The organism is Ruegeria sp. CG1 (genome assembly GCF_056537265.1).
Map to the genome: position 1 here is coordinate 349880 of NZ_JBQFRF010000001.1, position 12354 is coordinate 362233.

Annotated in this window: 13 protein-coding genes; 7 read left to right on the forward strand and 6 right to left on the reverse strand. The window is 59.0% G+C overall.

Annotation, left to right across the window (positions count from 1 at the left end; translation table 11 throughout):
- Positions 1-4: 4 nt before the first annotated feature.
- From plsX to ACR0AU_RS01780, 3 genes are all read right to left on the reverse strand, one after another.
- Positions 5-1090 carry a phosphate acyltransferase PlsX gene (gene plsX / locus ACR0AU_RS01770; protein WP_480795184.1) on the reverse strand — a complete coding sequence of 362 codons (1086 nt, stop codon included), beginning with the start codon at positions 1088-1090 and terminating at the stop codon, positions 5-7.
- A 24-nt stretch (positions 1091-1114) separates the two neighbouring features.
- Entirely contained in the window at positions 1115-1321 is a 207-nt protein-coding gene (gene rpmF / locus ACR0AU_RS01775) for a 50S ribosomal protein L32 (protein WP_008756996.1), read from the reverse strand.
- A 205-nt stretch (positions 1322-1526) separates the two neighbouring features.
- On the reverse strand, positions 1527-2063 hold the full coding sequence (locus tag ACR0AU_RS01780; protein ID WP_480795185.1) for a YceD family protein: 537 nt from the start codon (positions 2061-2063) through the stop codon (positions 1527-1529).
- An 84-nt stretch (positions 2064-2147) separates the two neighbouring features.
- On the opposite strand from ACR0AU_RS01780, the gene ACR0AU_RS01785 reads away from it, so the two are divergent.
- From ACR0AU_RS01785 to ACR0AU_RS01795, 3 genes are all read left to right on the forward strand, one after another.
- Entirely contained in the window at positions 2148-2624 is a 477-nt protein-coding gene (locus ACR0AU_RS01785) for an outer membrane protein assembly factor BamE (RefSeq protein ID WP_480795186.1), read from the forward strand.
- 98 nt (positions 2625-2722) lie between these two features.
- Entirely contained in the window at positions 2723-3457 is a 735-nt protein-coding gene (locus ACR0AU_RS01790; RefSeq protein ID WP_480795393.1) for a GNAT family N-acetyltransferase, read from the forward strand.
- A gap of 68 nt (positions 3458-3525) precedes the next feature.
- Positions 3526-5334 carry an ABC-F family ATP-binding cassette domain-containing protein gene (locus ACR0AU_RS01795; protein ID WP_480795187.1) on the forward strand — a complete coding sequence of 603 codons (1809 nt, stop codon included), beginning with the start codon at positions 3526-3528 and terminating at the stop codon, positions 5332-5334.
- 71 nt (positions 5335-5405) lie between these two features.
- Here the strand turns inward: ACR0AU_RS01795 and ACR0AU_RS01800 are convergent, their stop codons facing one another.
- From ACR0AU_RS01800 to ACR0AU_RS01810, 3 genes are all read right to left on the reverse strand, one after another.
- Positions 5406-5948 carry a sugar O-acetyltransferase gene (locus ACR0AU_RS01800; RefSeq protein WP_170626814.1) on the reverse strand — a complete coding sequence of 181 codons (543 nt, stop codon included), beginning with the start codon at positions 5946-5948 and terminating at the stop codon, positions 5406-5408.
- 10 nt (positions 5949-5958) lie between these two features.
- Positions 5959-6714, reverse strand: a complete 756-nt coding sequence (locus ACR0AU_RS01805; protein WP_170509423.1) for an SDR family NAD(P)-dependent oxidoreductase — start codon at positions 6712-6714, stop codon at positions 5959-5961.
- 74 nt (positions 6715-6788) lie between these two features.
- Positions 6789-7739 carry a GlxA family transcriptional regulator gene (locus ACR0AU_RS01810; protein ID WP_170567036.1) on the reverse strand — a complete coding sequence of 317 codons (951 nt, stop codon included), beginning with the start codon at positions 7737-7739 and terminating at the stop codon, positions 6789-6791.
- Between the two features lie 133 nt (positions 7740-7872).
- Here ACR0AU_RS01810 and ACR0AU_RS01815 point away from each other — a divergent pair, with 133 nt between their 5' ends.
- Genes ACR0AU_RS01815 through ACR0AU_RS01830 form a run of 4 tightly spaced genes read left to right on the forward strand, consistent with a single transcriptional unit; the run spans position 7873 to position 12345 of the window.
- Positions 7873-8583 carry a GntR family transcriptional regulator gene (locus tag ACR0AU_RS01815; protein ID WP_170396695.1) on the forward strand — a complete coding sequence of 237 codons (711 nt, stop codon included), beginning with the start codon at positions 7873-7875 and terminating at the stop codon, positions 8581-8583.
- 7 nt (positions 8584-8590) lie between these two features.
- Positions 8591-9508, forward strand: coding sequence for a dihydrodipicolinate synthase family protein (locus ACR0AU_RS01820; protein ID WP_170732407.1), 918 nt, complete (start codon positions 8591-8593; stop codon positions 9506-9508).
- Between the two features lie 3 nt (positions 9509-9511).
- Entirely contained in the window at positions 9512-11008 is a 1497-nt protein-coding gene (locus ACR0AU_RS01825; protein WP_480795188.1) for an aldehyde dehydrogenase, read from the forward strand.
- Entirely contained in the window at positions 11005-12345 is a 1341-nt protein-coding gene (locus ACR0AU_RS01830) for an NAD(P)/FAD-dependent oxidoreductase (protein WP_480795189.1), read from the forward strand. Before ACR0AU_RS01825 ends, ACR0AU_RS01830 begins: the two co-directional genes overlap by 4 nt.
- Positions 12346-12354: the final 9 nt, after the last annotated feature.

Sequence of the window (12354 nt, forward strand, 5' to 3'; positions counted from 1 at the left end):
GTTATTATTCCGATTGAGACACGGAATGGGCCGCATCTTGTGCAAGTGCGGCTGTTGATGCAACCCGTGCCGCCAATTTTTCAGAGAAGCCGGATTCGGCCAGCGTGAAGGCCAGTTTGACCGCAGCCGAAACGCCCGTTGCATCCGCTCCGCCATGGGATTTGACCACAGTACCGTTGAGACCGAGAAACACGCCCCCATTTACGCGACGTGGGTCAATCCGTTTCTTGAGGCGATTCAACGATGTGATCGCCAGTACCGAAGCCAGACGCGACAGCGGAGAATACTTGAATGCCTGCCGCAGCAGATCACCGATCAGATTCGCCGTGCCTTCGCCGGTTTTGATCGCGACATTGCCGGTGAAGCCGTCGGTCACGATCACGTCAGCCTTGTTACCGGGAATATCACTGCCTTCGACGAAGCCTACGAATTCGAAATTCGCCTGATCGGCAAAGTCCGAGATCATTGCATGGGCTTCTTTCAGCTCGGCGCGGCCTTTATGTTCTTCCGTGCCGACATTCAGCAACCCGATCCGAGGGCGGCTGAGCGCCATACCGTTGCGCGCGTATGAAGCCCCCATCAGCGCGTATTGCAACAGGTCCTTGGCATCGGCGCGCACATCCGCGCCCACGTCCAGCATCACGTTGAACCCGTGGGGATTGCGCGAGGGCCACAGGATCGCGATAGCAGGGCGGTTCACGCCCGGCAGCTTGCGCAAACGCAGCATCGACATCGCCATCAGCGCGCCGGTGTTGCCGCAGGACACCGCTCCGTGCGCTTCGCCTGCGCGCACCGCTTCCAGCGCCGACCACATCGATGTGTTCTTGCCGCTACGGACAACCTGGCTGGGCTTGTCCTCCATCGTGACCACATCAGGGCAATCACGAAAAACGACGCGCCCATCAAGGACACGCCGTTTGGCAACCAGCTTGCGTAGTTCCTGTTCCTGACCGTGCAGGATGAACCCGATCTTCGGATTCTTGTCCGCAGATTTTGCAATGCCCGCCACAACGACGGCAGGGCCCGAATCTCCGCCCATAGCGTCAACCGAGATGATGATCCGTCCGGTTTGCGTGGGCTGATCCGTCATGCCTTGGCCTGTGTCCAATCAGGCTTAGGCCGCGTCTTCGTCCAGGTCGATTTCGTCGGCCTGAGCGACGACTTCACGGTCATCATAGTGGCCGCAAGAGGCACAAACATGGTGCGGGCGCTTCAGCTCGCCGCAGTTCGGGCATTCGTTCGGGTTTGCAGCAACCAGAGCGTCATGTGCGCGGCGATTGTTGCGGCGCGACTTGGAAACTTTGTTCTGTTGGACGGCCATGGTCTCAACCTTTGTCTGATAAGGGCTTACAGATTCGCTGTCAGCCGGGTTACGTACTTTGTTTTCTCGTGGTTTGACGCGCGTTTAAGGGGCTTGCCCCGCAATGTCCAACCCAAAATCCAATGAGCGCGCGAAAATACTGCGATTCTCGTCATGTTCAAGCGGTTTTTCTGACGGTCTGCTATGACAGGAAATACCTTGCCTGTCACTCGTCTTTTTTCATCGCATCTCGCAGCTCGGCCAGACCGGCGAAGGGTTTCACATCCTCATCCGTCAGGGCCTGTTTGCCCGGTTCGGTATAGTCCGCCTGACCCAGCTCAGCCCCATCCTTGCGGGGGTATTGGGGCAGGGCCAGCGATAGCGCCTCAACCATGATCAGCGCCGGATCGATCTCGGGTCCAAGCGGTTCGGTTTCGTCATCCTCGGGGATTTCGAACTCGGGCTCGTCCGGATCGGTCCAATCGGCCAGAAAGACACGACTCACAGGGGTATCGATGCGTGTGGTCACAGGTTCAAGCGTCACGACACAAGGTTGGATCACCGTCGCGCCCAGCTTGCCCGAAAGAGTCCAGTCGCGTTTGCCCTGCGCCCGCAATTCGCCGACAAAGCTGAACTTGCGCAGGCCAAGCAGGCCGAGCTCTTGTTTTATGGCCTCCAGTGCGTCGCCGGTCGGGCGCAGCTCAAACGGGGTCGGAGCGTTTTGCGGCAGGTCTGCGACGCGTAAAGATGTCTGGTTGCTCATTCGTGAGGTTTTCCTGTGTTGAACCGGAGCCTTGGTTTCTGTAATCGGATAGGGTCCGTAAGGGGCCATGGCAAGAGGATGTGCATGTTGAAGGGTTTGAACAGGTTGAAACCAGCGTCGAAAACGCTTGTCTTTGCGGCCTGTCTGGCGATCGCGGGCGCATGTTCACCGATCTTCAAGAATCACGGCTACGTGCCTCCGCCCGAGGATCTGGCCAAGATCAAGGTCGGCGTCGATACCCGCGACAGCGTTGAAGAAACCATCGGCGCACCCAGCTCGGCGGGCGTGGTACGGGATTCGGGCTATTACTACGTCGCCTCGCGCGTCCGTCATTATGGGCCCAAACGGCCCGAGGTCGTTTCACGTGAACTGGTCGCGATCAGCTTTGATCAGCGCGGTGTCGTTCGTAATATCGAGCGGTTCGGCCTGGAAGACGGCTATGTCATCGTGCTGGATCGTCGCGTGACCGATTCCAACGTGGAAGACAAAGGCTTCCTGCGTCAGCTTCTGGGTAACATCGGCAACTTCAACCCGGCAAATATTCCTGGCGCGAACAACTAAAGCGACCAATTCTCTTGCAGTGGTCACAGGACAGTCACACATTCTGTAGTAAGGACCAGACAGATGTGACCGGTCAGCAACCGCAGGAGGATGCGACCATGGCGGTTTTGTTGGACAAGGGCCGATATCGCGCCCGCTTGGCGCAAACCGAGCAAGACGTGGCGGCGGCGCAGACGCTGAGGATGCTGACCTTTGCTACTGATGGTCAGGATTGTGATGCTTTTGACGAACGCTGCGCCCATGTTCTGGTCGAAGATCTGCAGGCCGGTGGGGCGTTGGTGTGCTGTTTCCGTATGCTGACAATGCAGGGCGGCTTTGAAATCGGTCTCAGCTACTCGGCACAGTTCTATGACCTGTCGGCGCTACGCGATTTTGCCGGACCGATGGTTGAGATGGGCCGGTTCTGTATCCACCCGGACTACAATGATCCGGATATCTTGCGTGTCGCGTGGGGCGCAATGACGGCGTATGTCGATCAGAACGGGATCGAAATGCTGTTTGGTTGTTCGTCATTCGCTGGAACCGAAACAGCCGAATATCTTGACGCTTTTGCGATGCTCAAACACCGGCATCTGGCACCAAGGCGTTGGTTGCCACGAGTCAAGGCGCCGGATGTGTTTCGCTTTGCGGCGCGTTTGCGCCGACGCCCCGATGTAAAACAGGCGATGCTGAGGATGCCGCCCATGTTGCGCACCTATCTGATGATGGGGGGGTGGGTCAGCGATCATGCGGTGGTGGACAGGCACATGAACACCCTGCATGTGTTCACCGGCCTTGAAATCGGAGCAATTCCCCCAGCCCGTAAACGGTTGCTGCGCGCGGTGGCTGGGTGATTTGAGTATCTGGGAAAAGGTGAAGTTGGGGCGTTGACGCCTTGCTTTGGCCGGTTTAGCTGGCGGGTATGGCGAGAATTCCTTTATTGCAGATGTCCGGTATCTCTCTGACGTTCGGGGGTGATCCGGTGTTTTCCGATCTGGACCTTGTGGTTCAACCCGGTGATCGCGTCGCGCTGGTCGGGCGGAACGGGTCTGGCAAATCCACCTTGATGAAAGTGATGGCCGGGCTGGTCGAGGCCGATCAGGGTGAAATCGTCATCCCTCCTGGTAAATCAGTGGGTTACATGGAGCAGGATCCCGGAATGCAGGGGTTCGCGACGCTTGGAGACTATGCCTCAAGCGGGTTGGAACCGGGTGAGCTGTATAAGGTCGAACGCGCGGGCGAAGGGCTGAAATTCGACCCTGAGCGTGCGGTCGAAACCGCTTCGGGTGGGGAAAGGCGACGCGCCGCCTTGGCCAAGCTGATGGCCGAGGCGCCTGACTTGATGTTGCTGGACGAACCGACGAACCACCTGGATATCGAGGCGATTGCGTGGTTGGAGCGTGAGTTGGGCTCGACGCGCGCGGCTTATGTTTTGATATCGCATGACCGCGCTTTCCTGCGTGCGTTGACCCGTGCGACGCTGTGGATCGATCGAGGAGTTGTGCGGCGGCAAGAACAGGGCTTTGCGGCCTTTGAAAACTGGCGGGACAAGGTCTGGGAAGAGGAGGATCAGCAGCGCCACAAGCTGAACCGCTTGATCAAGTCCGAGGCGCGATGGGCCGTCGAGGGTATCAGCGCCCGCCGCAAGCGCAATCAGGGTCGTGTTCGGGCGCTACAAGCCTTGCGCGCCGAGCGTGCAGCGCAGATCAAACGTCAGGGATCGGCTGCCATGACGTTGGAATCCGGTCCGAAATCAGGCCGCAAGGTCATCGAGGCCAATGGCGTTTCAAAGGCATTTGACTCTCAGCAGATCGTGCGCAATTTCGATCTTCTGGTTCAGCGCGGTGACCGTGTGGCCTTTGTTGGGCCGAACGGTGTGGGCAAGACCACGTTGCTGAAAATGCTGCTGGGTCAGGTCGAACCGGACGAGGGTTCGGTGGTGCTGGGTACTAACCTTGAGATCGCCGTGTTCGATCAGGCGAGGGCACAGCTGGACCCGGAAATGAGCCTGTGGGACAGCTTGACCGGCGATCCCGAGATGCGGGTCTCGGGCAAGGCGGATCAGGTGATGGTGGGCGGCCAACCCAAGCATGTAGTGGGCTATCTCAAAGAGTTTCTGTTCGATGACGCGCAGGCAAGAGCGGCTGTTAAGTCCTTGTCCGGTGGGGAAAAAGCCCGGTTGCTGTTGGCGAAACTGATGGCAAAAACCTCTAACCTGCTGGTGCTGGACGAACCGACGAACGACTTGGATGTCGAAACGCTGGATCTGCTGCAGGAACTTCTGGACGACTACGATGGAACGGTCTTGCTGGTCAGTCACGACCGAGATTTTCTGGATCGGGTCGCCACCACAACCATCGCGATGGAGGGCAATGGGCGCGCAACGGTCTATGCCGGTGGTTGGTCCGATTATATCGCTCAGCGAGGTGATGTGGTTGCGAAAAAGGAAGAAAAAGCAAGGCCTTCAAAGCCGAAAGTGAAGCAAGAAGCGAAGTCAAAAGCAGGGCTGTCGTTCTCGGAGAAACACCGACTTGAGAAGCTACCAGCAGAGATCGCGCGCCTTGAAGCCGAGATCGCCAAGCTCGAAGAACTGATGTCTGATCCTGAGCTGTTCACACGCGAACCGATCAAGTTCCAGAAGGCAACCGATGCCCTGGTCGAACGGCAGGAAAAACTGTCAGCGGCTGAGGAAGAGTGGCTGATGCTTGAAGAGAAGGCCGAAGCCGGTTGAGTCCGAGTTGTACAACCTCAATCGACTAGATTGTCTGAGTTGTACAAACCTATGCACCGGTTTGCGCGTGCTCAAATGGGGCGGGCGGGGTTACCGACAACAGTTGCTCCGGCGGGGACGTCCTTCGTGACGACGCTGCCTGCACCGACGATGGCGCGGTCTCCGATAGTAACGCCGGGCATGATGATCGCGCCACCGCCGATCCAGACGTTTTCGCCGATTGTCACCGGGTGGTCGATTTCCAGACCCTGTGCGCGCAGGGCTGGGTCTTTGGCGTGTTGGGCGCAATAGATCTGCACCGTGGGGCCGAGCATCGAGTCACTGCCGATGCGAACAGGCGCGGTGTCGAGAATGACACAGCCCGCATTCAGATACACCCGGTCGCCCAGCGACAGGTTCATCCCATAGGCGCAGTGGAACGGAGCCTCAAAATAGCAATCTTGCCCGATCCCCGCAAAGAGCGCCGCCAATTCGGGAGCTATAGCCCCTCGGTCATCGGGCGGGCAGGTGTTGTGGGCATGGACCGCGCGGCGTGCTTTCATACGAAGCACTTCCAGTTCGGGGTCGAGGCAGCAATACCACTCGCCTGCCGCCATTTTCTGCCGCTCGGTCATGAAACCCGTCTTAGCGCATCCGCAGGGCACCGTCGATGCGGATGACCTCTCCGTTCAGGTAGCCCATCTCGACGATGAACCCGGCCAGACGACCGTATTCGCGCGGGTCGCCGAGGCGAGCAGGGTTGGGGACGTCCGCCGCAAGCTGTTGCTGCACCTCTTCAGGCAGGCCGGCCAGCATCGGGGTCATGAAGATGCCCGGTGCGATGGCCATCACACGGATACCAGTCGAGGCCAGATCGCGCGCCATGGGTAGCGTCATGCCGACCACGCCGCCTTTCGAGGCTGCATAGGCCGCCTGACCTTTTTGCCCGTCAAAGGCGGCGATGGAGGCGGTGTTAATAATCACGCCGCGCGCGCCATCTGGTTCAGGATCATTCTTTGCCATCTCTGCGGCAGCAAGACGCGAGACGTTGAAGGAGCCGACCAGATTGATGTCGATGGTACGCTGGAACGCCTCCAGAGGGTGGGGGCCGTCTTTGCCAACCGTTTTGGCTCCGATCGCGATCCCGGCGCAGTTCACGGCGGCGGTGATGCGACCCATCTTGTCCATCGCATGTGCAATCGCTGCAGCGACCGAGGCCTCATCCGTCACATCAGTTTGCGCGAAATGTCCGCCGATTTCAGCCGCGACTTGCGGGCCACGCTCGGCGTCGCGGTCAAGGATTGTGACCTGCGCGCCGTTCTCGGCAAAGTGACGGGCTGTGGCTTCACCCAGGCCGGAGGCTCCGCCGGTGATCACCGCAGCTGTGGTTGAGAGTTGCATGGCGGGTTCCTTCCTGATCTGAACACTTGTTCAGATAATCCCAACCATGGCCCTCTGTCCAGTCACAGCTTTGATCAATCAAGCCTGCTGCGCTGCTGCATGGGCGTGACACCAAAGGCAGCCCTGTACACGCGCGAGAAGTGGCCGGCGCTTTCGAAGCCACAGGCAAAGGCGACCTCGGTCACCGAAGATTCGGTCTGCAACAGCAGATTGCGGGCGCGGTCCAGCCGCAATTCCATGAAGTATTTCTTAGGCGAGGTGTTCAGGAATTTCCCAAACAGGCGCTCCAGTTGCCGGGTTGAGATGCCGATGTTGCTGGCGATGACCGAGGGGGACAACGGGCTTTGGATATTGTCGGTCATGATGTGGATTGCCTTAGCCAGATGCGCGTTCCGCATCCCGTTGCGCGATTGCAGCGAAACGCGCTGATCGGCGGTGGCGTTGCGCACGGCGTTATAGACCATTTGATCGGCCACTGCGACTGATAGATCGTGACCGTGGTCGCGTTCAATCAGGTGCAGCATCAAATCGGCGGTTGCGGTGCCGCCCGAGGCGGTCATGTGTTTTTCGTCGGCGACAAAGACGCTGCGGACGAGGTTGATCTCGGGGAAGGCCTCCATGAAAGCATCATGGTATTCCCAATGGATCGCCGCCTGCATCCCATCCAAAAATCCGGCCTCGGCCAGCAGCCATGCACCCGAACACAAGGCGCTGATATTGGTGCCCCGTGCCCGCTCTCGGCGCAGGGTTGCGAGCAGCGGACGCGAGACGTGATTGCGCATGTTTATTCCTGACAGAACAAACAGTTGGTCACATTTTGGGATAGATCCCAATCCGCCATGCACCAAAGTGACCGATCCGTTTGAACAGACCGCATGCTCAGCGTGTTCGGACAGGAAGGACCATCGATAAAGATCTTCCTCGGCCAGCAAATTTGCGATCCGCAATGGCTCGACCGCGCAGGAGAAGGCGAGATGCGAGAATTCCTCGACCAGTATGAAGGCGTAGTGCTGTGTTTGGCTCATCGATAGGACCGGAATCAGGGCGTTCTGACTGTTTTCTGCATGCTGCACGAAAACTAACTGTATACAACATGTATTTTTATACGATACCAGAGGGCAAGCTATCGATTCGCGGGATCGTGATGAAGGGGATCGGATGAGGGACGAAGGGAAATCACCAAAAGAGGCGTTGGCTGAGCATCTGAAGATGTCGGTTCTGACCCTGCGTTTGCGTCCCGGAGAAGATTTGGACGAGGCGCAGCTGTCGCAGGCCTTTGGCCTGTCGCGCACGCCTTTGCGCGAAGTGTTCCGGCAGTTGGCCGGTGAGGGGTATCTGGACCTGCGCACCCATCGCGGGGCGCGGGTGTCAGAGATGTCTCATACCACGCTACGCGATTTCTTTCTGGTTGCGCCGATGGTCTATGGCGCGGTGCTGCGTCTGGCCGCGGCGAATGCGACGCACGATCAGATCGATCAGTTGAAAGAGGCGCAAGAGACGTTTCGGCAAGCCTTGCGTACAGGCTCGGCTGAGGAGCGGACGCTGGCCAATACCCGGTTTCACGAGGTGACCGGAGAGATGGCGGGGAATGTCTATTTATCCCCATCGTTCAACCGGTTGCTGATCGATCACGCGCGGATCGGGATGACATTTTATCGCCCGCAGACCGCACGAATGGCTGAGAACCTTTCAGAGGCGAGCGACCAGCATGACGCCATCATCGCCGCCATCGAGGCGGGCGATGAGGCGGCTGCTGCGCAGCTGGCCGACGACCACTGGACCCTGTCACGCGATCAGATCGAGCTGTTCGTGATGCCCGAGGGGTTAGATTTTCCGCTGGGGCAGGTCCCCGGCAAGACTTCTGCATGAGGGACACATGACTCCGATCTTCAGATTTGAGGGTATTTATACGCCGGTGGTGACACCCTACGCGGCGGATGGTGGCGTGAACTGGGACGCGTTGGCCGAGGTGATCGAGTACCTGATCGAGAATGGTGTGCACGGGCTGATCTCGGGCGGGTCCACCGGCGAAAACTATGCGCAGACCGTCGATGAGCGGCTGGAACTGGCGCGCTTTACGCATGAACGACTGAAGGGGCGTGTGCCTCTGGTTGTGGGAACGGGGGCGATGCTGACCGGGGACTCCGTCGCTTTGGCCTCAGGTGCGCGAGACCTAGGCGCAGATGCGATCTTGTTGGCCAGCCCGCCCTATTCGGTGCCCACCGACCGCGAGAATGCGCTGAATGCGCTGGCAATCGACAAGGCGGCTGACCTGCCGGTGATGCTGTACAACTATCCGCACCGGACCGGCACGATGATGGGGGAAGAGTTCCTGGACCGCGTAGGCCGCAGCCGGAATTTCTGTGGCATCAAGGAAAGTTCGGGCGATATCAACCGGGTGCATCTGCTGGCGCGGGACTATCCGCATATTCAGCTGGGTTGTGGCATGGATGATCAGGCGCTGGAGTTCTTCGCCTGGGGAGCGCCGTTCTGGGTCTGTGGCGGGTCGAACTTTCTGCCTGCCGAACACGTGGCGCTGTATCAGGCTTGTGTGATCGAGGGCAACTTTGCCAAGGGCCGTCGCATCATGAGCGCGCTGATGCCGCTGATGCGGGTGCTGGAGCAGGGCGGCAAATTCATCCAGACGATCAAGCATGGCGTCACCATGAACGGGATTGACGCAGGCGTGGTGAGGCCGCCTCTGAAAGGTTTGAACAAAGATGACAAACGCGCGCTGGAACAGGTGACGCGCGTTCTGAAACGCAAAATCGCAGATATTGTGGCGGAGGGTTAAGGCATGGGCTTGCTGACGAAAGACGAATACGAATCCATCGCTGCGCATCTGGATCTGCCGACGGGCGCTTTCATCGACGGCGGTTATCGCCCCTCGATCTCGGGACAGGTGTTCGACACTATCAATCCAGCCACCGGGGCTGTGCTGACCAGCATTGCTGCCTGCGGATCGGAGGATGTGGATTTTGCGGTCGAAAAGGCGCGAGAAGCCTTTGACGACGGGCGTTGGTCAAAGATGCACCCCTCGGATCGCAAAGACATTCTGATCCGCCTGTGCAAGCTGCTTACCCGCAACGCGCGGGAACTGGCGGTGATGGAGAGCATCGATAGCGGCAAGACGATCTTTGATTGCGAAACCGTTGATGTTCCCGAGACGATCCACTGCCTGAAATGGCATGCCGAGGCGATCGACAAGATCTATGATCAGGTCAGCCCGGCCAGTGATGACCACATCGCCATGGTGGTGCGCGAGCCCATTGGTGTGGTTGGACTGGTCCTGCCGTGGAACTTCCCCTTGCTGATGCTGGCGTGGAAGATCGGGCCGGCGCTGGCGGCGGGGTGTTCAGTGGTGCTGAAGCCGGCGGCCGAGACTACTCTGACCGCTTTAAAGGTGGCGGAGCTGGCGTCTGAGGCCGGGTTGCCGCGCGGTGTGCTGAACGTGGTACCAGGTGGTGGCGCCGAGGTGGGCGAACCCATCGGGCGGCATATGGATATCGACATGGTGTCCTTCACTGGCTCGACCGTGACGGGCAAGAAGTTCCTGAACTATTCCGCTGAAAGCAATGCCAAGGAGGTGGTGCTTGAGATGGGCGGCAAGAACCCGGCCATCGTGATGGAGGATGCGGAAAATCTGGACCGCGTGGCGGCGCATGTCGTCAATGGTGCGTTCTGGAACATGGGCGAGAATTGCTCGGCCTCGTCGCGGTTGATTGTGCATAAGGACGTGAAGGCAGAGTTGTTGGAACGGATCGCGCATCATGCGAAGCAATGGAATGTCGGCGAACCGCTGGACCCGGAAACTCGGATGGGCGCGCTTGTTAGTGAAGGGCATTATTCCAAGGTTTGCGGATATCTGGACAAGGCCGAAAACGTGCTGATTGGCGGAAAGGCCGAGAATGGATTCATCGAGGCCACGGTGGTCGAAGTGCCCGGAAACGATGCCACGCTGGCGCGCGAGGAGATCTTTGGCCCGGTTTTGTCGGTGATCGAAGTTTCGGGCTTTGACGAGGCGATCAGCATTGCCAATGACACCGAGTATGGGCTGTGCGCCTCGATATTCACAGCCAACGCCAAACGCGCGATCCGTGGCGCGCGGGCGATCCGGGCGGGTACCGTCACGATCAACAGCTTTGGTGAAGGGGATATCACCACACCCTTTGGTGGCTACAAGCAGTCCGGGTTTGGTGGCCGGGACAACTCGGTTCACGCCCATGATCAGTATACCCAGCTGAAAACCATCTGGATTGATCTGGCCGATGACGAAGATGAGGCGGTAGATTGACGATCTACACCGCCAAACGTTTACCCCGGCAAACCGGCGTGGCAGGATGGAATGCCATCCTGCCTCTGCAGCAGGACCTGCCTCGGCTTGAGCAAGACCAGACCGCAGATGTGACCATCATCGGCGGTGGTTTTGCCGGGCTGTCCGCAGCGCTGAGGCTGCATCAGCTTGATCCGGCGCTGAAGGTTGTGGTGCTTGAGGCTGGGCGCTTTGCGGAAGGCTCTGCCGGGCGCAACTCGGGGTTCATGATCGATCTGCCGCATGACTTGGCCTCGGACAATTACGCCAGCGATGGGCTGGAGGCAGATCGGGCCACAATCGCGCTGAATCGCCAGGCGATTTCCTTTGCGACCCGGGTAGCCGCTGAGTGCGACCTGTCGCCTGAGATGTTCGACCCGTGCGGCAAGATCAACGCTGCTGCGACCGCAGCGGGTGATCGGCACAACGCAGACTACGCAGTGCATTTGGCACGATTGGGAGAGCCCCACGAGCTTTATGATGCACAGCAGATGCAGGCGCTGACGGGCAGCCCGCATTACACATCTGGTCTGTTTGCGCCCGGGACGGTGATGATCCAGCCCGCAGCCTATGTGCGGGCTCTCTCAACGCATCTGTCTAGGCAGATTAGTGTTTATGAAAACTCTGCCGTGACCGGGTTTCGCAAACAAGGCGGTGGCTGGGTGGTCGAGACCGAACAGGCGCGGGTTTCGACGGGGCGGATCGTGATGGCAACAAATGGTCATCTGGAAAGCTTTGGGTTTTACCAGCGGCGTCTGATGCACATCTGCCTCTACGCGTCGATAACGGAACCACTGACGCCAGATCAGATCGCCACGCTGGGCGGACAGCCACGCTGGTCAGTAACGCCAGCGGATCCGATGGGCACTTCGGTCCGGCGGGTTTCGGGCAGTTATGGGGATCGCATTCTGATCCGGACCTGTTCAAGCTTTCATCCTGAAATCCATAGTAGCGACAGCCATTTGAAACGGGCAGGCGCGGTGCACGATCGTAAGTTTCAGGAGCGATTTCCCAACTTGCCGAATGTACAGATGCAGCACCGTTGGGCTGGGATGCTGTGCCTCAGCCGCAATGGCTCGGCCGCGTTCGGTAAGATCGAGCAGGGTGTATATGCCGCCTGTTGTCAAAACGGATTGGGTATAGCGCGAGGAACACTGCAAGGAATGGGCGTGGCAGAGCTTGTGCAGGGGAAAGACTCCCAGATTGCAGATCATTTTCTGGCGCAACCGATGCCACCGCGTTTACCACCCGAGCCCTTCGCATCGGTTGGGGCCAATGCGTATCTGCGCTGGAAAGAGTGGCGATCAGGGGCGGAATAGCTTGCAGGC